Below are 20,518 nucleotides of genomic sequence, written 5' to 3' on the forward strand. Positions count from 1 at the left end.
GGAGAGTGTATCGATGAAACGGTTAATCCCAACCTTGTTGTCTGGCGCGCTAGCGGCCGCTTTCGGTGCGCAGGCTGCCACCCCGCAGGATACGCTGGTGATAGCGAGTTCGCTGGAGGGCATCATTAGCCTCGATCCGGCGGAGAGTTTTGAAACCGTCAGCTCGGCCAATCTGGTCAACCTTTATCAGCGCCTGGTGGCGCCGGATCGCGCCGCGCCGCAAAAGCTGGCACCGGACGCCGCAGGCAGCTGGCAAGCGGGCGCCGATGGCCGCAGCCTGACCTTTACCCTGAAACCGCAGCAACGCTTCGCGTCCGGCAATCCGCTGCGGCCCGAAGACGTCATTTTCTCGCTGGTGCGTGCGGTGAAACTGAACAAGGCGCCGTCGTTTATTCTCGGCGAGTTTGGCTGGACGCCGGATAACGTTGAGCAACAGCTGAAGAAAGTGGGGGATAACCAGGTGCAACTCCGTTGGCCGGCCAACATCGGCAGCGAGCTGGCGCTGCGGCTGTTGACGGCGAACGTGGCCTCGATCGTGGATGAGAAGCTGCTGAACGAGCATGCGCAGCAGGGGGACTACGGCAATGCCTGGTTGCGCAGCCATTCGGCCGGCGGCGGCCCGTATCGGGTGAGCAACTATGTGCCGCATGAGGCGCTGCTGTTTGGCCGCAACGACTATGCGCCGTTGCCGCCCAGGCTGAAAACGGTGTTGTTCAAGAACGTCAGCGATGCCGGGACCCGCCGCTTGCTGCTGCTGAAAGGGGATGCCGACGTGGCCTACGATCTGGGTGCCGATCAGTTCGACTCGCTGCGCAATGCGCAGGGTGTGCGCATCGAGCAGGCCGATGCGCCCCGGGTCTATTATCTCGGTTTCAACACCGGCAGCAAAGACAACCCGGCGCTGGGCAATCCGGCACTGTGGCAGGCGGCGCGCTGGCTGGTGGACTATCAGAGTATCGCCGAGCGGCTGTTGAAAGGGCAATATCGCGTGCATCAGGCCTTCTTGCCGCAGGGATTGGACGGTGCGCTCGACGATCGGCCGTTTAAGCTCGACGTGGACAAAGCCAAACAGATCCTGCGCGAGGCCGGAATCGCCGAAGGCACGCATATCAGTCTGATCGTCATCAACCAACCGCCGTATACCGACATCGCACAGGCGTTGCAGGCCAGCTTTGCGCAGGCCGGGTTACGGCTGGATATCCAACCGGTGGTGGAAAGCGATTTGTGGGGCAGGATGCGCGGCCGCGATTTTCAGGCGATCTTCACCTATTGGGGCGCCGACTATCTGGATCCGAACACCAACGCCAGCGCCTTTGCCTACAACGTGCCTGACGGGCCGAAAACCCTGGCCTGGCGCACCCAGTGGCGTATTCCCGCCATCAGCGCGGAAACGCGTGCGGCGGCGGCAGAGGGCGACAGCACGGTGCGCAGCACGCGTTATGTCATGCTGCAACGGAAACTGCAGGCCAGTTCGCCCTATGTGGTGGCGTTGCAGGGGCAAACGCTGGTGGCGTTGCGGGATAATGTCAAAGATGCCCAAGTGGATATCGCCAACAGCATGCTGTATCTGGATCGGGTGAACAAAGCGCTGCCGTGAGCGAGGCATATGCCCTCACCGTAGAGGGGAAGGGCATATAACAGCGCAGTGAAACAGGGCGCTCACCACGACGCACCGGCGATATTCAGCTTGTTGAGTATCGTCGGCAGGCTGTCGGTCACCAGTGCCTGCAGATCGCCGTACCAGAACTGCTGCACGCCGACCTGGTTGATATACAGATAGGACGCGATGCCCAGCGAGAAGCACAGCAGCGTCAACAGCACCCGACTCAGCGCATCTTTCAGGTTGCCGCACACCATCACCATAAAGATCAGCACGAAGATCATCATGTTGAATGAGTAGCGGTTGGCGACCTCTTCGAAGCTGATGGTGGCGAAGAACACCGCGCAGTTATAGAGGAACATCAGACGCACGGCATAGGCGGCTTGAACGAACTGAGGCGATGGCGTGCGGAACTTGTAGCGGGCGAATTGATAGAGCGCCTCCACCACGCCGACGTACAGCAGCGTGATCTGGATTTTACGCACCGGATTGTTGCCAAAATCGCCGCTGACATAGGCTTCGGCGCGTGAAGCCAGAAAGTCGTTGCCGACCACGGCGATCAATTTAGGCATCAGCACCGCGCCGCCGAGATAGCAAAAGGCGAACAGCGCCAACGCCGGCAAGGTGCCGACGGTGCGCCAGCGCGCGGGCAGCAACAGATAGGGCAAAAACAGGAAGGCGGAAAAGTGGCTGAAGGACGCCAGCACGATCCAGAGCAGCATGCGGCCACGGTGCTGTTCCGACACGGCCAGCACCAGGAAAGAGAGCGCCAGCCCTTGCCGCAGCAGGTTGCCGTACAGCCCCTGGAAATTGTACTGGCAGCAGAACAGAAACAGGATCACGGCGAAATAGGTGCGCGACAGGCGATAAACGCCCAGCGCCAGCAGCGAGAAGCTGATGAGGAAGAAGGCTGCGAACGCGCCGTTGCCGACGCCAAACCCGGTGGCGGTCAGTTTGAACAACAGGTGCGAGATAAAGTCGGTGCCGGAGAAATGCGCCAGCCAGTCCATCAGGCCGTAACCGTTGTACTGCTGCATCTCAAGGTAGTAGTTCACCTTGTCATTCATCACCGGATCGAGGTTCTTCGTCGCCAGCGGCATTACCGAGATCACGGTCAGCAGCAGGAACGCGGTGAGATTCAGCAGACGATTGGGTTGTTGGCGCAGCAGCATAAAGGCGGCGATCAAGCCGCTGCAAATCACCAGCGACAAATAAGGGGCGTACCAAACGCCGGTAATGGCGACGGCGGCCAGCAGCAGCCATTGCGCGGAAGTGTGCGCCTGTTCGCTGTCGGGAAGGGCGACGAGTGGCCTGACCGGGTTTTGCATGGGATGCTCCATGGCGTGATCCAGCTGGGGAAAATAACACCGGGGCCGGAACGGACAGAGTGAGTTTTGGTGAAATAGGCAAAATTTCACCGGATTAGCAAACCCTGCCGGCCGCGCAAAACCGGCTGTCGGCGAGGTGGCGCAATACCTGTTCGATGTGCTGAAAGCCGCGCTGCGCCTGGATTTCATGTCGGAGCATTCCTGTAAAATAAGTGAAATCTTACTGCGGCTCAGGGCGAACCGGCGCTCATCAGCAGGCACAGCCAACCGGCCGCCGCCAACCCGATGCCGAAAGGTTGTGGGGTTTGCCAGGTGCGCCGGTGGCGCAGGCCGTGCGCCACCGCCACGCCTAATCCGAACGCCGCCGCCAGACAGACTAGCAGCGGCAACGTCGTCCAGCCGAGCCAGGCGCCCAGCGCTGCCAACAGTTTGAAATCGCCCTGGCCGATGCCGTTGCGCCGTCGCACCTGCCGGTAGAGCGCGTTGAGCAGCCATAAAGCGCCGTAACCGGCCGCGGCACCGATGACGGCTTCGTCCAACGGCGCCCAGAGAGCGTCAAGGTTGCACAGCAGCCCGCCCCACAGCAGCGGCTGAGTCAGCCGATCCGGCAGCCACTGGTGGCGCCAGTCGAGCCAGGCCAGGGCGATCAGCAGCGCCGCGGCCGGCGGCAACCACAATCGGTGCAGGGCCGGTATATCGAAGGGCAGCGTCGCCAGAGCCAAACTACAGGCTGTCAGCAACAGGTTGCGGTGGCGCAATATCGGCAGGCGGGGGCGTATGGCCGCCGTTCGCTCCAGCCTGGTAACGATCGAGAAGGCGATCGTGCCTGCCGACAACAGAGCGCAGAAAAACAGTGCGTGCCACAGTAGAGAAAGGGGCATCCGGAACCCGCCAGTCGTGAAACAGGCGTTTAAAATAACGGCAAAATTCTCATTTCATCAGGGTGAAACGCGATTGCCTGCGGGGAATGCGCTGCTGCACGCAGCGTTACTTTGCGTATTGCATGGCGAAACAGCGCCATGCGCGGCGGTGCGCAGCTTTTACTGTGCTTTTTCTCGGCAAAATCGGCGATAAAATGGTGTGAATTTGTGTGGTGGCTGGGATAGACGAGAACGCGGATTAATGTGACGGCGTCACTCGAAATGATTGGGGTTTATCCTATTGTTTCTGTTCATTTAGCCGTTAGGCTTTAGGGGAGAGGCGCCCCGCCAGGCCGGGGGCGTGAGGTTTTTCAGATCTGTCGCGGGAAAGGCGGCGGCAAAGCAGTGGGTTGGTGTGATCCAGGATGGAAGGAAGCCAACGGTGTCATGAAAGACGTTATTCAGACTGTATTTATCAAGATCAAGAACAGGTTCTGGCGCCATCGCCAGCCTGCGTTGCTGGCGTGGCCGCTGTTGTGGCTGGCCGGCGTGGCGACTGTGCGCGCCGAATCTCCTCCGGCGCCGGATACCGTTATCGCCGCCGAGCAGAATGAGGCGGATCCGGCCAATGCCTTGCCGGAGCTGGGTGGTGCGCCCGATGACGCCGCACGCGAAAAGCAGTGGGCCGAGATGGCTAAGCAACTGGGCGAGAAAGATCTGAACAACGTTTCACGTCGGCAGATGCGCAGCCGCGCCGAGGATTATTTGCTGGGCCAGGCGACGGGGGCGCTGGAGCAGCAGGCGCAGGAACTTTTGTCGCCGCTGGGCACGGCGCGGTTGTCGCTGAAGATGACCGGCGAAGGCGATTTTACCGGCAGCAACGGGCAGTTATTCAGCCCGCTCTACGACGTTGACGGATTGCTGACCTACAGCCAGATCGGCTGGTTGCAGCAAAGCGCCGGGGCGTTGGGCAACGTTGCGCTGGGGCAGCGCTGGATCGTCGGCGACTGGTTGCTGGGTTACAACACCGCGCTCGACAGCGATTTTGCCCGCCAACGCAATCGCGGCAGCATTGGCGCGGAAGCCTGGGGGGACTACCTGCGTTTTTCCACCAACTATTACTACCCGCTGTCGGCGCTGTCGCAACAGCCCGGTGATGGGGTGTTTTTCAGTCGTCCGGCGCGCGGTTACGACATCACGACGCAAGGCTATCTGCCGTTTTACCGCCAGATCGGCGGCTTGTTCAGCTATGAGCAGTACCTGGGCGATCATGTCGACTTGTTCGGCAGCGGCAAAAAGCAAAGCGATCCGCGCGCCTTGCAGTTGGGGGTTAATTACACCCCGGTACCGCTGGTGACGATGAAGGCGTTGCATAAGATTGGCGCGGGCGGGCAGAGTCAGGATCAGGTCGAATTGGCGTTGAGTTATCGGCTCGGGGTGCCGCTGGTGAAACAGATTTCGCCGGAGTATGTGGCGCAGGCCAAGTCGCTGCGCGGCAGCCGCTACGATCCTGTCGAACGTAAAAACGTGCCGGTGCTGGAGTTCCGTCAGCGCAAGACGCTGCAGGTGTTCCTGGCTACGCCGCCGTGGAGCCTGCAGGCGGGTGAAACCGTGCCGCTGGTGGTGGAGATCAAGGCACTGCACGGCATTTCTCACGTCAGTTGGCAGGGGGATACGCAGGCGTTGAGCCTGACGCCGCCGCACGATGCCAACGATCCCCGGGGCTGGACGGCGATCGTGCCGCCGTGGGACGACACGCTGGGTGCCGACAACCGCTACCGGCTGTCGGTCACGTTGGAGGACGACAAGCAGCAGCGCGTGACCTCTAACTGGATAGAACTGAAAGTGACGCCGCCGCTGACCTCGACCGTCGGTGAGGGCGCCGAACTGCCGCCGATCAAAATTCTGACGCCGCCGGCCATCCCGGCGCAAACCGGGCCGCTGTATGGCGGGAACTAACCGTTTTTGCCCTGCAGCACCCACACGGCGGCCTCGACGCGGGATTTCAGCTTCATCTTCTTCAGCAGGTGTTTGACGTGGACTTTGACCGTGCTTTCGGTGATGGTCAGGCGGCGGGCGATCAGCTTGTTCGGCAACCCTTGGGCGATCAGCTTCAGGATATCCCGTTCACGCGGCGTCAATTGCTGAATATCGCGATCGGCGCTGGGGCGGTTTTCCCGCAGGCTGGCGGCGAGGATCGGCGTCAGCGTTTCGCTGAGCACCATCTGCCCGGCCGCCGCCTGATGCAGCGCCTTCAGCAGATCCTCCGGCTCCATGTCTTTCAGCAGATAACCGTCGGCGCCGCGCTTGAGCGCGCTGACCACGTCATCCTCATGATTGGAAACGCTGAACACCACGACACGTCCCGAAAGGTCGGTCTGGCGTAGGCGGTCCAGCGTTTCCAGCCCGTTGATGCCGGGCATGTTCAGATCGAGCAGGATCAGGTCAGGATCGTGCTGCTCCGCCAGCGTGACCCCTTGCTCGCCATTGCTGGCTTCGGCGATGACCTGCAGGCGAGGGTCCATGCCAATCAGCTGTTTTACGCCGTTGCGCAGCATCGGGTGGTCGTCGATCAGTAAGATTGTGGCGGCGGTTTCTGTCGTCATGGTGTCTCCGTTAGTCGATGGCGTGGTTATCCGGCGTGAAGCTGACTCGCACTTCGGTGCCGCCGCCGCTGCGCGGTAAAATGTCGCAGCGGCCATGCAGGCTCTTGGCGCGATCGCGCATGATGATCAAGCCGTAATGGTCGGGGCGAGACGTCTCGGCCGGCAGGCCGCGTCCGTTGTCGCATACGCTCAGGGTCACTTCGCCCCGTTTATTGATGACCTGAATGCTCACCTGGCTGGCAGCGGCGTGCTTAAGGATGTTGCTGAGCGCCTCGCGGGCGATCTGCAGCAGATGGATGGCCTGATAGGCGGGCACGGTGCGCGGCCCCAGTTGGTAATCGAGATGGATGGTCAGACCCAACTTGGGATTGAACTCCGCCACCGTCGACTGCAACGCCGCCAGCAGGCCCGGCTCGGTCAGCTGCAGGCGGAAGGTGGTCAGCAGCTCGCGCAGCTGGCGATAGGCGCCGTTCAGCTCTTCGCGCATTTGCTGTACCAGCGCCTGGCTGGCGGAAGAGAGCGTTTCGCCCTGCATCTGCAGGCAGGCGATCTGCATTTTCAGGCAAGAAAGCGATTGAGCGATAGAGTCGTGCAGCTCGCGGGCGATCGCCGCTCGCTCCTCCATCAACATCAGCTGCTGCTGGTGGTCGACCTGACGCTCGATGGCCAGCACGCTGGTCAACTGCTCCACCAGAGTGTTGATCAACTGGCGGTGCTCATCGTTCAGCGGCTGTTGCGGCGCATGCTGCGCCACGATCACGCCGTAGTCGCCGAGCTTGTCGCTCAGGCTCCAGCTCAGCGACGGGTTGTCGGGATGCTGGCGGTCGCTGTCGTTCAGGCAGGCGCTGCACACCGGGTTGTGGCAATGCTCCGGCCGCAGCGGCTGGTTGCCGCTCAGCTGCAGCAGCGGCTCCCGGCTGTCGTTTTCATACAGCCGCACCTGAATGGCGCGTAGCGGCGTCAGGGTTTGCAGTTGATTGAGCAGCGGCGTCAGGCGGCTGCACAGCGGCTCGCTGGCGTGCAGCAGGCGGCTGGCGCGATACAGGAAGCTCAGCACCTGATTTTTCTGCTGCAGATCGGCGGTTTTCTCGGCCACGCGCTGTTCCAGCCCGCTGTAGGTGGCCGACAGTTCGTCGGACATGGTGTTCAAGGCGCCGCCGAGCGACGCCATTTCATCCTGGTGGCCGCGCTGCGCAAAGCGGCGGCTAAAGTCGCCGCGGCCCACCGCCAACGCCATTTCCACCAATTGCCGCCAGGGATGCAGCAATCGGCGGCGCAGGTAGCAGGTGGTACCGATCAGCAACAGCAGAGTCAGCGCGATGAAGCCCGCCTGCACCAGCGTCACCATCAGCAGGCGGCGCTCGGTTTGCCGATCGATATCCGACACCAGCCTGTCCAGCAGCTGCACGAAGTGCGCCACCTGCGGCGCGGCATCGGCCGGTTGCTGCGCGGCGCGCAGGCGAGGCTGCAGGGTCTGTTGCCAATAGTCGCGCAGGGCGTCGAAGGGCTGCGTCAATCCTTCCTGTTCGACCGAACGCTGCAGATCGGGGCTGTTTTCGTCGCGTTCCAGCTCTTGGATCAACGTTTCATGCCGTTCATTCAGCGGCACCTGCGCCAGTAGGCGGTAGCTTTGCATGCGCAGCGAGCCGGCCTTGTTGATGGCGTGCGCGTTGCCCTGAATGCTCTGCGACATCCAGGCGGAAATCCCCATGCCGGCCACGCCCAACAGGCCCGACAGCAGCATCAGCAGGGCGACCTGATTCACGATTGAAAGTGGGGCCAACAGGCGTTTCATAAGCGCGGATTCCTGGCATTTGGCGCCGCGCAGGCGCAGGGGCATAGGCGGCGACGGGGATAAACAAGTAACGATTCAGCCGTATTTTTGATTATCCCTGAGCATAACCCCATACCTCGAATGAAGTACCCATTAGTTTCCATTGAGGCGAAAGGCCGGCGGGAGTGTCGTAATGGTGTTGGTTAATTGATTGATATTAATGGAATTAATTTTTATTTAACGCGTACCCCTAAGGGGATGAAGGGGACGGTTGCGCTGCCAACTACTTGCAGTCGGGTTGATATACATCAACTTTGCCGCCGGGGCCGCCCCCTAGGGTGTGCGAAATGATCCCCCCGTGTCTGAGGTTTTTATGTCGCAACTTGCAACGCCTTCATCAAAGAAAACCGGTGCGCTGATTCAGGACTGGCGCCCTGAAGACAGCGCTTTTTGGCAGCAAAGCGGTCAACGCATCGCCACCCGCAACCTGTGGATTTCCATTCCCTGTCTGCTGCTGGCTTTCTGTGTCTGGATGCTGTTCAGCGCCGTCGCGGTTAACCTGAATAAGGTTGGCTTCAACTTTTCCACCGATCAGCTGTTTCTGCTGACGGCGCTGCCGTCAGTCTCGGGCGCCATTTTGCGCGTGCCGTATTCATTCGTGATCCCGCTGTTCGGCGGCCGTCGCTGGACCGCCATCAGCACCTGTTTCCTGCTGGTGCCGTGCCTGTGGCTGGGATTCGCGGTGCAGGACAGCAGCACGCCGTTCAGCGTGTTCGTCATCATTTCTTTGCTGTGCGGCTTCGCCGGTGCCAATTTTGCTTCCAGCATGGCCAACATCAGCTTCTTCTTCCCCAAAGCGCGTCAGGGTGGGGCATTGGGGCTTAACGGCGGATTGGGCAACCTGGGCGTCAGCGTGATGCAGTTGGTCGCGCCGCTGGCGATCTCATTCAGCCTGTTCGGCCTGTTTGGCGGCACGGCGCAAAACCAGGCGGACGGCAGCCAGCTGTGGCTGGAAAACGCCGCCTGGATCTGGGTGCCGTTCCTGCTGGTCGCCACGCTGGCGGCCTGGTTCGGCATGAACGATCTGGCGGCGGCCAAGGCGTCGTTGCGCCAGCAATTGCCGGTGCTCAAGCGTGGGCATCTGTGGATGCTGAGCCTGTTGTATCTCGCGACCTTCGGTTCTTTCATCGGTTTCTCCGCCGGTTTTGCCATGCTGTCGAAGACGCAGTTCCCGGACGTGGTGATCCTGCATTACGCGTTCTTCGGGCCGTTCCTCGGGGCGCTGGCGCGTCCGGTCGGCGGCGCGCTGTCCGACCGTTTCGGCGGCGTGCGGGTGACGTTGATCAACTTTGTGGTGATGGCCGTTTTCGCCGCGCTGTTGTTCCTGACCTTGCCGGAAGCGGGTGAGGGCGGCTCGTTCATCGCCTTCTACGGTATCTTTATGGTGCTGTTCCTCACTGCAGGGCTGGGCAGCGGTTCGACTTTCCAAATGATCGCCGTTATCTTCCGTAAAATCACCGTCGATCGCGTTAAGGCAGCCGGCGGCAGCGACGAGAGCGCCCAGCGCGAGGCGGTGACGGACTCCGCCGCCGCGTTGGGCTTTATCTCGGCGATTGGCGCCGCCGGCGGGTTCTTCATTCCACAGGCATTCGGTACTTCCCTGGCGTTGACCGGCTCGCCGGCCGGTGCGATGAAGGTGTTCCTGGTGTTCTATGTCTTGTGCGTGGTGATCACCTGGGCGGTATACGGCCGTAAGAAAAAAGCCCGTTCGTAAACGACTTTTTATCCCTCCCGCCAGGGGAGGGATATTTCGTTCAGACCGAGTCATTTCCCCTCTCCCCATCAGTGAAATTTTCTGCCTTTAGGTAAAATTCTCACCCCCGCTTGCCGTTTTTTTCTTTTTTTATAGTTATATCTCTCAATGTATGAATGCTTTCTCGCAAAAGGATTATATTATTGGCACGGTTTTTTCGTTTTGTTGAGACTCTCTCCGCCATTAAAAAATTAATGTCGCGTCCGCCGGTTAAATGAAATTATTGTAGGGGAGGGAATAATTGGCGCGGTTGTCATAAAATCAGCAATAGGGATTTGTCTTAGATATGATGCGTTCGCCGAGTGGAATGATAACCGGAGTTAAATCAGATAACTCTCATTCTGTTTTTTCCGGCTTTTTGTAGTCTATCTGACCACCAGATTAGGTGGATAACCAGGATGAATTTACGGCGTGGAATGAAATTTCACAATTTTACTCGGTTAACAATCAAACAACACTGTTAGCTTTTTCTTTTTAAATCAATGAGGTGATCGTTTGAATTTTACGGTAACGGTGAAAGAAATCCATGTTGCCAACAGGGAAAAAGAGTCGTTTGGATAAACGGAACATCCTTAATAAGGCCTAATGTAAAAAATGAAATCAGAAAATTTTTATAAAAGCCAATATCCGATGAATGCAACCTGTTGAGTTTACATTTAATTTCTTGAACATTCTTTGATATTTCTATACAAAGTGTGCAGGACAGGCACGCTAAGGAAATTAAAAGTGAATCTTGATAAAAGAATAAAGATTAGGAATCTCGATGTTCTGACTCCTGCCGGGGAGAAATTCCGTCTGCGTTGGAAAGAGTATCAAATTCTTTCGCTGCTTGTCGCCAGATCCCCAGAACTGGTTACCCGAACGGAAATTATAGAAAATATCTGGAAAGGAACGTATTGTTCAGATTCGACGATAAATCAAACAATTAAATCCATTCGCCAGAAAATTAGCGACACGGAACATACGCTTATCAGAACTATTCCTCGTTTGGGTTACAAGGTGGAAAATCAAGCGGTTTTTCACTTTATATCCGAAGATGAAGACTACGCCGCTGATGATATATTAAATGCTGACGATGATATTAGCGTTGATATTCAAGCAGAACTTTCTGAAAGTGAAAGTGAATCGCCAGATGCAAACGACGAAAAAATAGTTAAGCCGCGAAAATCGACTATTGTCGCTGCACCTGTCGCGGCGGTGGAGCCACCCAAAGAACCGGTCAGTGAAAAGAAGTCGGCGGCGGCGCGTCGCTTTTTCAGCATCCCCGCCAGCCGTGTGGTGAAATACCTGACGGTATTCGCGTCTTTGCTGGTTATTTCACATTTTTCATATGTGCTGGGTAACCAAACCCGTCCACCGGTGATCAACGATATTCAGAACAACACGCGCGTCGTGTTGACGCTGACGTTGAATAACCCCCATACCAACAGCCCGCAAACCCTGTTCTGTCTTTACCAGGGGGAGAACATGGAGCAGGCGACGATCGAGTGTGTCGATCCCAAGCAAGGCCAGCTGAAATTGCCGGTAAAATATGAGGCATCTTCTACGCCGGGTAAAGGTCAGATTAATCTCATATTACCGAATAAAACCTTGCAATATCAAGTTGCTTACGATGTTAAAAATTAGCGCTGAATGAGGTTTTATCTTTGGCGATATTTTCACATGCGGTGAAATCTTTTATTTCATTATTTGTTATTTGAAAGCCAGGTTCGATTTGTCCAGTCTGGAACTCATTACCTAACGCGTATTAGCGTCCTGTCTCAACGGTGTGACGGGAATAATGAGAACCTGCTGAGTGACAAATTATGGATAAGCGTAAAGTAGCTATTATCGGGGGTTCCGGTTTTATCGGAACACGTCTGGCGAAACGTCTCAGTGCGCGCGATGACCTGACGTTGGTCATCGTCGATAAGCAACCCAGCGCACATTTTCCGGCGCTTTATCAGTATGGTGATGTGACTCAGCCCCAAACCTTGCAGCAGCCGCTGACGGGCTGCGACGCCATCATTAACCTGGCGGCGGAGCATCAGGACAATGTCGACCCTATTTCGCTCTATTATCAGGTCAATGTCGAAGGCGCGCGCCATGTTTGCATGACCGCCTCCGCGTTGAACATCCGCCAAATCATTTTTACCTCTTCGGTCGCCGTTTACGGTTTCGTTAAACAAGAAACCGGCGAAGAGGGCCGCTTCGAACCTTTCAACCATTACGGCAAGTCCAAGCTCGAAGCGGAATACGTGTATGAGGCATGGCGCAAGGCCGATGGCGAAAACAAATTGACCATCATCCGTCCGACGGTGGTATTCGGCGAAGGCAACCGCGGTAACGTTTATAACCTGTTCCGCCAGATCGCCAGCGGCCGATTCGTGATGATCGGCAGCGGCAACAATATGAAGTCGATGGCTTATGTCGAAAATATTGCCGCGCGGCTGGAACATGCGCTGGATCAGCAGTCGAGTTATCAAGTCAGCAACTATGTCGATAAACCTGACTTTACGATGAATCAACTGGTCGAGGTTATTTCCTCTTCTCTTGGCAGAGAAAATAAGACGATTCGCATTCCGTACGCCTTGGGAATATGCGGCGCAACCGCATTGGATGTCGTGAGTAAAATAAGTCGTAAAAAATTTCCAATCAGCCGCGTCAGGGTGCAGAAATTTTGCGCCAAAACGCAATTTAAAAGCAATGTGCAGAATAATTTCGTGGCGCCGGTCGAACTTGATTTGGCAATCGAAAAAACCATTAAGCATGAGTTTTCTGACAGATAACTTAACCACACGCTGACGTTATTTATATGTGCCCGCTGGCAAGCGGATAAATCTGCATTTTTCAGGATTAACTCGTGACGAATTATATCCTGGCAGGATCAATTTTGTTTTTTAGTAGCGCATTGGGAGCTGTAACTCAAGGGCGGTAGCGTGCTTATTCGCTGGAGGAACGATGTTATATCAACTGAGCGTGATATTTGTGCTGGCGGCGGCGCTGGTGGTGGTTGCCCGCCGAGCCGCATTGGCGGTGGGGTTGGTGGATAAGCCCAATGCGCGCAAGCAACATCAGGGGCATATCCCGCTGGTCGGCGGTATCGCCGTGTACCTGACGCTGATGCTGGTGACGCTGTGGCAACCCGCCTGGCTGCCTGACAGCACGGTTTACTTACTGTGCGTGACGGCATTAGTGGTGTTGGGTGTCCTGGATGACCGCTTTGATCTGCCCGTGGCGCCGCGCGTCATGGTGCAGGGAGGGATCGCGCTGGCGATGATGCTGGCGGCAGGGATGCAACTCTCTACGTTGGGGTCTGTCTGGGGGCATCAGGAAGTGATGCTCGGCTATGGTGCCTTGTTGCTCACGCCGCTGGCGGTGTGGGGAGCGATCAATGCCTACAACATGGTGGACGGCATTGACGGGCAGTTGGGCGCCTTGTCCTGCGTCACCTTTGTCGCGCTGGCCATTCTGTTCGGGTTGGGCGGCAGGGAAGACCTGGCGCTGTGGTGTCTGGGCCTGACTGTCGCTCTGGCGGCTTACCTGTTGTTCAACCTGAGCCTGTTCGGTGCGCGCAACAAGATATTCATGGGCGACGCCGGCAGCATGGTGATCGGCTTCAGCGTGCTGTGGCTGGTGTTGCTGGCGACGCAGGGGCCGCAGGCGGTGATGCGCCCGGTGACCGCGCTGTGGCTGATCGCCATTCCGCTGATGGATATGGTGACCGTGATGGTACGCCGCCTGCTGCGCCGCCAAAGCCCATTTAAAGCGGGGCGCGACCATTTGCATCACATCCTGATGCGCCGCGGGCTCAATGCGCGCCAGGCGCTGGCGATGAGCACGATGCTGGCGGTAACGCTGGCCTGCATCGGCATCTGCAGCGAAGTATTGAAGCTGCAAGAGAACCTGATGCTGGTGGCGTTCCTGCTCTGTTTCTGCGGCTATTTCGCCATGCTGCGCGAGCCGCGTCAGGCGACGGTGCTCAGCGATAATCCGACCGTTGGCCGTTAATCCTCTCACGGGCTGCGGCGGCAGCCCGTCTATCACGGTACTTCCATGAATTTTCATTTGCCCCTTTTGATGCCGTTGGTCTGCACCTCCGCGCTGTTGAGCGGTTGTACGGTGGTCCCCGGCTCGCATTTACCTACCAGCGGAAAAGCCATCGTCGTGCAGCAAGATGACGACTTCGATTTGAATAGCCAGGTACAGGTCTACCGCATGTCGCCGATGCTGCTACAGAAAATGCGGCGTGTAGAACCGGTCGCCCGGCCGAACCCGGCGCTGGACCAGCGGTTGCAGAATTATCAATACCGCATTGGCATCGGTGACGTGTTGAACGTCACCGTCTGGGATCACCCCGAGTTGACTACGCCGGCCGGGCAGTACCGCAGCGCCAGCGACACCGGCAACTGGGTGCATGCGGATGGCACGATCTTTTATCCCTATATCGGGCGAGTGGCGGTGATGGGCAAGACCGTCACCGAAGTGCGCAGCCTGATCGCCGGCCGTCTGGCGAAGTATGTGGAAAGCCCGCAGGTGGACGTCAGCATCGCCGCTTTCCGCTCGCAGAAGGCTTATGTGACCGGCGAAGTGAAAACCTCTGGCCAACAGGCAATCACCAACGTGCCGTTGACCATTCTGGACGCGATCAATGCCGCCGGCGGCCTGACGGACAATGCCGACTGGCGCAACGTGGTGCTGACCCATGCGGGCAAGGAGCAGGCGATCTCGCTGCAGGCGCTGATGCAACGCGGCGACATCAGCCAGAATGCGCTGCTGCAGCCCGGCGATATCCTCTACGTACCGCGCAATGACGAACTGAAAGTGTTCGTGATGGGTGAGGTCGGCAAACAAACGACGCTGAAGATGGATCGCAGCGGCATGACCCTGGCCGAAGCGCTCGGTTCGTCCGAAGGGATCAGCCAGACGGTGGCCGACGCGACCGGGGTGTTCGTGATCCGGCCGAGCGGCGGCAAACCACCGCAGCGGCTGGCGACCCTGTATCAGTTCGATCTCTCCGACGCCAGCGCGCTGGCGATGGGCGCCGAATTTCAGCTGGAACCTTACGACGTCGTGTACGTCACCGCGGCGCCGATCGCGCGCTGGAACCGTTTGATCAGTCAGCTGGTGCCGACCATCAGCAGCTTTAACGATCTCAGCGAGGCTACCTTGCGCGTGCGCAACTGGTAAGTCCGCAGGGTGAATAAGGAACAGAAGATGAAAAACAATGCGCTGTCCGTGGTGGTGGCCGAGCAAGATGAAAAGCTGGAGTGGGAGCGCCTGGTAGGGCCGCTGTGGGACAACCGCTGGCGGATCGCCATCGTGACCGGCGTGGCCGGCGCGCTGGGCGTCGCCTATGCCCTGTTGGCCACCCCGGTGTACCAGGCTACCGCGCTGGTGCAGGTGGAGAAGCAGTTGTCCGGCGATTCGCTGCTGCGTGACACGCTCGACAGCTCGCTGGGGCAAAACTCGGCGACGCAGGATGAGGTCACGTTGGCCAAGTCGCGCTATGTGCTCGGCAAAACGGTGGACACCCTCGGCCTGACGGTGCGCGTCAGCCCGGACTATTTTCCGGTGTTCGGCAAAGGATTTGCCCGCCTCAGCGGCGAGAAGCCGCCGGTGTTGAACATTGCCTCGCTGACGACGCCGCCGGACATGCAGGGCGAAGCGCTGACGCTGACGGTGCGTGATGGGCAGCATTACGAGCTGAGCCATGAAGGCGCCAAACTGTTCAGCGGCGTAGTGGGGCAGCCGGTGGCGCAGGGCGGTTGGAACATGACCGTCTCGGCGTTGGAGGCGGCGCCGGGCGCCAGTTTCACCGTGGTCAAAGTCGCGCGTCAAAAGGCGGTGGACGATCTGCGCAAGTACCTGGACGTGGTGCAGGGCGGCAAAGACAGCGGCATCATGACCTTCACGCTGCCAAGCGAAGATCCGCAGCGCGCCGAAGCGGTGCTGAAGAACATCACCGACAACTACCTGCAGCAGAACGTGGACCGCAAGACGGAAGAGGCGCAGCGGATGCTGGCGTTCCTGCAAGAGCAGCTGCCGCAAACGCAAACCTCGTTGAACAACGCGGAAACACAGCTCAATCAGTTCCGCCAGCAAAACGACTCGGTGGATCTGTCGCTGGAAGCCAAATCGGTGTTGGACACCCAGGTGCAACTCGAGTCCCAGCTCAACGAACTGACCTTCAAGGAAGCGGAGATCTCCAAACTCTATACCCGTGCGCATCCGGCCTACCGGGCGCTGCTGGAAAAGCGTGCCACGCTCGAAGCGGAAAAGGCGCGGCTGGGTAAACAGGTGCAGACGCTGCCGAAAATGCAGCAGGAAATCCTGCGTCTTACCCGCGACGTACAGGTGGATCAGCAGGTTTACATGCAGCTGATGAACAAGCAGCAGGAGCTGAGCATCAGCAAGGCCGGCACGGTGGGCAACATCCGCATCGTCGACGAAGCGGAAACCGCCATCCGGCCGATTCAACCGCAAAAGATGCTGATCGTGCTGCTGGCGCTGATGCTGGGCGCGGGGGGTGCCGCCGCCGTGGTGCTGCTGCGTGCGGCTTTCCATCGCGGTATCAATGACATCGATACCCTGGAGAAGCGGGGCATTAACGTCTACGCCACCGTGCCGCTGTCGCCGTGGCAGGTGAAGCGCAACCGCGAGCAGCGTCAGCTGCTGCCGAAATCCGGCGGCCGCCGTTTGCCGATCCTGGCGGTGGCCGAGCCGACGGATCTGTCGGTGGAGGCGATCCGCAGCCTGCGTACCAGCCTGCATTTCGCCATGTTGGAGGCTAAAAACAACATTCTGATGGTCTCCGGCGCCAGCCCGGAAAGCGGCAAGAGCTTTACCAGCACCAACCTGGCGGTGGTGGTGGCGCAGGCCGGGCAGCGGGTGCTGTTGATCGACGCGGATATGCGCAAAGGCTTCCTGCACCGCTGGTTGGCGGACGACGCGCATCAAGGATTGTCCGACATGTTAGTGGGCAACGTGATGGCGGAAGCGGCGGTGCGGAAAACCGCCATCGCCAATCTGGACTTCGTGCCACGCGGCCAGGTGCCGCCAAACCCGTCCGAACTGCTGATGCACCGTCGTTTCGCCGACTTCCTGCGTTGGGCCGGGCAAAACTATGATCTGGTGCTGATCGACACGCCGCCGATCCTGGCGGTAACGGACGCGGCGATCGTCGGCAATCACGCCGGTACGTCGCTGCTGGTGGTGCGTTTTGAGGTGAATACCGTCAAGCAGATCGAAACCAGCATGCGTCGTTTCGAACAGAACGGGGTGGCGATCAAAGGCGTGATCCTCAACGGCATGGTGAAAAAATCCGCCGCCGATGCGGGCTACTACGCGTTTGCCTATCCGAGCCATCAGGAAAAGGTGCCGTAACTGCATGAAAGCGATGCTGATGAACTCTTTGTGGTTGATGCTGGAGCGGGTATCACTGAGTCTGTCGGGGATTTTCGTTTCGGTGTATGTCGCGCGCTATCTGGGGCCGGCGCAATACGGCTTGATCAACTATCTGCTGTCGGTGATCGCCATCGCCGTGCCGCTGGTGCAGCTGGGGGCGGACGCGGTGTTGTTCAACCGCGTCGCCAAACGGCGCCGCAGCGGCATGCGGCTGATGCTGGCCTCGATGCGCATCCGCCGCCAGCTGTTCGCGCTGATCGCGCTGCCGCTGATGGCGTGGACCTTGCTGACGCAGGATCGCACCAGCCAAATCATGATGCTGCTGATGTTGATCAGCGCGTATTTCTCCGTGCAGGACGTGTACAAAATCTATTACGACGCCTTGCTGAAATCGAAGCTGAATACGCTGATCAACAACGTAGCGCTGGTGCTGTCGATCGTGATGCGGTTGGGGATGGTGTACGCGCAACTGCCGCTGGAATGGTTCGCGCTGCCCTACGTGCTGAGCAGCCTGCTGCCTTACGCGGTGCGCTGGGTGCTGTTTCGTCGCGAGCAGGAGGGGATGCCTGCGATCAACGGCAGGCACAAGCGGCGCTACGGCCGTTACCTGTTCAGCGTTGGGCTGCCGTTGGCCATTTCCAGCCTGTCGATCGTCGTCTATACGCGCATCGATCAGATCATGCTCGGCAATGCACTGGGAGAGCACAGCGTTGGGCTGTACAGCGCCGCCATTACGCTGAGCCAGGGGTGGGTGTTCGTGCCCATCGCGCTGATCATGTCGATGATGCCGAGCGTGGCGAATGCCGACTCGGAAGAGGAACAAGAGGAGCGCATCCGCCAGCTGTATCTGGTGGTGTTGGTGCTTTCCGTGCCGGTGATCGTGCTGCTGTCGCTGTTTCCGCAGCAGATCGTGACGCTGATGTTTGGCGAAAGTTACCGGCAAACGGCAACCATTCTGGCGTTGTGTGCGGTGACGTCGCTGTTCTCGGTGATGGGGACGGTGTCCTACCGCGCCATTGTGCTGTTCGGCGGTTATCGATTCATCGCCGTCAAAATGCCGCTGGCGGCGTTGGCCAATGTGGCGATGAATTTCATCCTGATCCCGCGTTACGGGATCCTGGGGGCGGCCATATCGACGCTGATCACGGAATTCATTTCATTCTTTGTGCTCAACAGTTTTTTCAGGAGAGGAAAAATTACGCGCTTGCAGGTGACTTGCTATCGGTGTTTACCGCAATTAATAGGAAAGGTACGAGAAATATATGTTAAATAATCTGGTGAAAGGGTTGTACCGGCGTATGCCCGATGCATTATATCATCAGTTAAAATATGCGATGTTTTTCCACAAGGTACCGCATTTGGCCAATCCGGTGGGGTACAGCGAAAAATTGATGCGTAGGAAAGTTTATCCACTGGCGATATATACGCAGTTATCCGATAAGTATCGGGTGAGAGAGTATATTGAACAGCTATGGGGTAAAGAGTATTTGATCGATCTTTACGCACACGGCAAAGAGCTGACGGAAGAAATGTATCAGCAGCTGCCAGACGCCTTTGTCATTAAGGCGAATCACGGCAGCGGTTATAACAAGCTGGTATTTGATAAAAGCCAAACCAGTTTCAATGAGCTGCGGGTGCTGACCAACTGCTGGTTGCGGCAAAGCTTTTATCAGGTTTATCGCGAACGTCATTATAAAGACATTCCCCCCTGCATCATGGCGGAAAGAATGTTGATTGACGAAGGGCAAATACCGAACGATATCAAGATCCACTGTTTCAATCTCGACGGCGAGGTACGCTTCTTTATTCAGATCGACTATCAGCGCTTTATCGATCATCGCCGCGATTTCTTTGATGCCGACTGGAACCGCACCGAGATCCGCATGGGCGTACCGAACAGCGACGTGCCGATGTCACGTCCCAGCCGGCTCGCGGACATGCTGCGGCTGGCGCGCCAGGTGGCAGAACAATTCTCGTATGTACGTGTCGATTTTTATCAGGTGCAGGATCGCATTTATTTTGGCGAACTGACATTCACCCCGGGGGCCGGGCTACAACGGCTGAAACCAGAAACGATTGAGCAAGAGTGGGGAGGGTATTTCCATACGTAGCTGAAACAGGCCGTTGGCTGCGCGTACTCGACCCGAGGCGGGGGAATAACCGGGCAGGGATATGCTGCGATAACACATTTTTTCTCTGGCATTAGTCTGTACTCGCCAGTTGATAATAGCTTTTGAGGTAATAAATGGACTTATCAATTGTTATTCCCGCTTTTAATAATTCAAATCACCTCGCCGCCACGCTGGCGCGCATGACCCATTACTGCGCCGGTTTTGATTATGAAATTATCGTGGTCGATTATTCGTCGGAAGCCGGTGAGTCCGAGCGCATACACGGGTTACTGGCGGCGAACCACCGCGCCCGGCTGCATGAAAGCCGAGTGCGCGGCAATATTGCCGTTGCCTGCAATATCGGTTTTCGCCTGGCGCGTTCCGAGGTGGTTTTTTTTCTTGAGCCGGAGGATATGTTTGGTACCAATTATATCATCCGGCGCTTGAGACGGCATGAGGACGCACGGATCGATATCGTGTTCGGTAATTACACCACGGTCAACGATAAGAACGTGCGCAGCTATGTGTTTAATTATCAGGAAGGCGTGGCCGGCGAGGATTTCTTATTTATCGAGATGGGCGATATTCGCACCTCGACCATCAGCGTGCGCAAGAAACAGGACCGGCGTTTTTTATTTCCGGAGTTTTTGGCGCGCTACCAGGATTGGGGGTTTCTGGTTAACGCCACCAACTTGGGGGCCAGGGTGGTTCACGATCAGGGCGGCGGGGTGTTTATCCGCTGCGGCGGCGAGGATCTGAACCGCTGTCGGCTGAACATCGACGCCAGCGAACGCTTTATCGATACCTATCTGCAGGCCAGCGGCCGCTACATCAGCGGTTTTGCCTGCAAACACCTGCTGGCTTCGCTGTACAGCGAAGATCTGCAGGCCTTTAACTACTACTCATCGCGCATGGAGCGCCACACCCTGAGCGGCAAATTCAAAGCGATCAAGCTGTATGGCGACTGTCTGGCCCGGCTAGGACTGTTTCCATTGGGGGGGCGACTGCTGCGCACGGCCCGCGAGGGATTACGGAGGTGA

15 protein-coding genes are annotated in these 20,518 nt (G+C 57.9%); 11 read left to right on the forward strand and 4 right to left on the reverse strand.

The window, feature by feature from the left end:
* The first annotated feature begins 13 nt into the window (after positions 1 to 13).
* Positions 14 to 1,597 (forward strand): ABC transporter substrate-binding protein, encoded by a 1,584-nt coding sequence (locus BHU62_RS10030; protein WP_073531873.1) that lies wholly within the window; start codon positions 14 to 16, stop codon positions 1,595 to 1,597.
* 62 nt (positions 1,598 to 1,659) lie between these two features.
* On the opposite strand, the gene BHU62_RS10035 is transcribed toward BHU62_RS10030, so the two are convergent.
* Together BHU62_RS10035 and BHU62_RS10040 are read right to left on the reverse strand one after the other, a co-directional pair.
* Positions 1,660 to 2,928, reverse strand: a complete 1,269-nt coding sequence (locus tag BHU62_RS10035) for an EpsG family protein (RefSeq protein ID WP_073531874.1) — start codon at positions 2,926 to 2,928, stop codon at positions 1,660 to 1,662.
* A gap of 230 nt (positions 2,929 to 3,158) precedes the next feature.
* On the reverse strand, positions 3,159 to 3,809 hold the full coding sequence (locus BHU62_RS10040; protein ID WP_073531875.1) for a prepilin peptidase: 651 nt from the start codon (positions 3,807 to 3,809) through the stop codon (positions 3,159 to 3,161).
* Between the two features lie 426 nt (positions 3,810 to 4,235).
* On the opposite strand from BHU62_RS10040, the gene BHU62_RS10045 reads away from it, so the two are divergent.
* Positions 4,236 to 5,747: a YchO/YchP family invasin gene (locus BHU62_RS10045; RefSeq protein WP_073531876.1), complete on the forward strand. Its 1,512-nt coding sequence runs from the start codon at positions 4,236 to 4,238 to the stop codon at positions 5,745 to 5,747.
* Here BHU62_RS10045 and narL read toward each other — a convergent pair.
* Together narL and narX are read right to left on the reverse strand one after the other, a co-directional pair.
* Positions 5,744 to 6,394 carry a two-component system response regulator NarL gene (gene narL, locus BHU62_RS10050; protein WP_073531877.1) on the reverse strand — a complete coding sequence of 217 codons (651 nt, stop codon included), beginning with the start codon at positions 6,392 to 6,394 and terminating at the stop codon, positions 5,744 to 5,746. The genes BHU62_RS10045 and narL overlap by 4 nt on opposite strands.
* A gap of 10 nt (positions 6,395 to 6,404) precedes the next feature.
* Positions 6,405 to 8,189, reverse strand: a complete 1,785-nt coding sequence (narX, locus tag BHU62_RS10055) for a nitrate/nitrite two-component system sensor histidine kinase NarX (RefSeq protein WP_073531965.1) — start codon at positions 8,187 to 8,189, stop codon at positions 6,405 to 6,407.
* A gap of 352 nt (positions 8,190 to 8,541) precedes the next feature.
* Here narX and BHU62_RS10060 point away from each other — a divergent pair, with 352 nt between their 5' ends.
* The 9 genes from BHU62_RS10060 to BHU62_RS10100 all read left to right on the forward strand — a co-directional run bounded on the left by BHU62_RS10060 (position 8,542) and on the right by BHU62_RS10100 (position 20,518).
* Positions 8,542 to 9,942: a NarK family nitrate/nitrite MFS transporter gene (locus tag BHU62_RS10060; RefSeq protein ID WP_073531878.1), complete on the forward strand. Its 1,401-nt coding sequence runs from the start codon at positions 8,542 to 8,544 to the stop codon at positions 9,940 to 9,942.
* 765 nt (positions 9,943 to 10,707) lie between these two features.
* Positions 10,708 to 11,607 (forward strand): winged helix-turn-helix domain-containing protein, encoded by a 900-nt coding sequence (locus BHU62_RS10065; protein WP_073531879.1) that lies wholly within the window; start codon positions 10,708 to 10,710, stop codon positions 11,605 to 11,607.
* Positions 11,608 to 11,786: 179 nt separating this feature from the next.
* Positions 11,787 to 12,749: an NAD-dependent epimerase/dehydratase family protein gene (locus BHU62_RS10070; RefSeq protein WP_073531880.1), complete on the forward strand. Its 963-nt coding sequence runs from the start codon at positions 11,787 to 11,789 to the stop codon at positions 12,747 to 12,749.
* A 172-nt stretch (positions 12,750 to 12,921) separates the two neighbouring features.
* A complete protein-coding gene (wecA, locus tag BHU62_RS10075; protein ID WP_073531881.1) occupies positions 12,922 to 13,971 on the forward strand; it encodes a UDP-N-acetylglucosamine--undecaprenyl-phosphate N-acetylglucosaminephosphotransferase in 1,050 nt (349 codons plus the stop codon).
* A gap of 45 nt (positions 13,972 to 14,016) precedes the next feature.
* Positions 14,017 to 15,150 carry a polysaccharide export protein gene (locus tag BHU62_RS10080; protein ID WP_073531882.1) on the forward strand — a complete coding sequence of 378 codons (1,134 nt, stop codon included), beginning with the start codon at positions 14,017 to 14,019 and terminating at the stop codon, positions 15,148 to 15,150.
* Between the two features lie 27 nt (positions 15,151 to 15,177).
* Positions 15,178 to 17,346 carry a polysaccharide biosynthesis tyrosine autokinase gene (locus BHU62_RS10085; protein WP_073531883.1) on the forward strand — a complete coding sequence of 723 codons (2,169 nt, stop codon included), beginning with the start codon at positions 15,178 to 15,180 and terminating at the stop codon, positions 17,344 to 17,346.
* A 4-nt stretch (positions 17,347 to 17,350) separates the two neighbouring features.
* Positions 17,351 to 18,640 carry a flippase gene (locus BHU62_RS10090; protein WP_073531884.1) on the forward strand — a complete coding sequence of 430 codons (1,290 nt, stop codon included), beginning with the start codon at positions 17,351 to 17,353 and terminating at the stop codon, positions 18,638 to 18,640.
* Positions 18,630 to 19,478, forward strand: coding sequence for an ATP-grasp fold amidoligase family protein (locus tag BHU62_RS10095; RefSeq protein WP_073531966.1), 849 nt, complete (start codon positions 18,630 to 18,632; stop codon positions 19,476 to 19,478). Before BHU62_RS10090 ends, BHU62_RS10095 begins: the two co-directional genes overlap by 11 nt.
* 134 nt (positions 19,479 to 19,612) lie before the next feature.
* Complete coding sequence (locus BHU62_RS10100) at positions 19,613 to 20,518, forward strand: glycosyltransferase family 2 protein (RefSeq protein ID WP_073531885.1); 906 nt, start codon at positions 19,613 to 19,615, stop codon at positions 20,516 to 20,518.

Origin of the sequence: Serratia marcescens, assembly GCF_001902635.1 — a bacterium.
GTDB lineage: Bacteria > Pseudomonadota > Gammaproteobacteria > Enterobacterales > Enterobacteriaceae > Serratia > Serratia marcescens_F.

Excerpts from the sequence above, each read along its gene's own strand:
- BHU62_RS10030 (WP_073531873.1), top strand. The coding sequence starts at position 14 with ATGAAACGGTTAATCCCAACCTTGTTGTCTGGCGCGCTAGCGGCCGCT.
- BHU62_RS10035 (WP_073531874.1), bottom strand. The coding sequence starts at position 2,928 with ATGCAAAACCCGGTCAGGCCACTCGTCGCCCTTCCCGACAGCGAACAG.
- BHU62_RS10040 (WP_073531875.1), bottom strand. The coding sequence starts at position 3,809 with ATGCCCCTTTCTCTACTGTGGCACGCACTGTTTTTCTGCGCTCTGTTG.
- BHU62_RS10045 (WP_073531876.1), top strand. The coding sequence starts at position 4,236 with ATGAAAGACGTTATTCAGACTGTATTTATCAAGATCAAGAACAGGTTC.
- narL (WP_073531877.1), bottom strand. The coding sequence starts at position 6,394 with ATGACGACAGAAACCGCCGCCACAATCTTACTGATCGACGACCACCCG.
- narX (WP_073531965.1), bottom strand. The coding sequence starts at position 8,189 with ATGAAACGCCTGTTGGCCCCACTTTCAATCGTGAATCAGGTCGCCCTG.
- BHU62_RS10060 (WP_073531878.1), top strand. The coding sequence starts at position 8,542 with ATGTCGCAACTTGCAACGCCTTCATCAAAGAAAACCGGTGCGCTGATT.
- BHU62_RS10070 (WP_073531880.1), top strand. The coding sequence starts at position 11,787 with ATGGATAAGCGTAAAGTAGCTATTATCGGGGGTTCCGGTTTTATCGGA.
- wecA (WP_073531881.1), top strand. The coding sequence starts at position 12,922 with ATGTTATATCAACTGAGCGTGATATTTGTGCTGGCGGCGGCGCTGGTG.
- BHU62_RS10080 (WP_073531882.1), top strand. The coding sequence starts at position 14,017 with ATGAATTTTCATTTGCCCCTTTTGATGCCGTTGGTCTGCACCTCCGCG.
- BHU62_RS10085 (WP_073531883.1), top strand. The coding sequence starts at position 15,178 with ATGAAAAACAATGCGCTGTCCGTGGTGGTGGCCGAGCAAGATGAAAAG.
- BHU62_RS10090 (WP_073531884.1), top strand. The coding sequence starts at position 17,351 with ATGAAAGCGATGCTGATGAACTCTTTGTGGTTGATGCTGGAGCGGGTA.
- BHU62_RS10095 (WP_073531966.1), top strand. The coding sequence starts at position 18,630 with ATGTTAAATAATCTGGTGAAAGGGTTGTACCGGCGTATGCCCGATGCA.
- BHU62_RS10100 (WP_073531885.1), top strand. The coding sequence starts at position 19,613 with ATGGACTTATCAATTGTTATTCCCGCTTTTAATAATTCAAATCACCTC.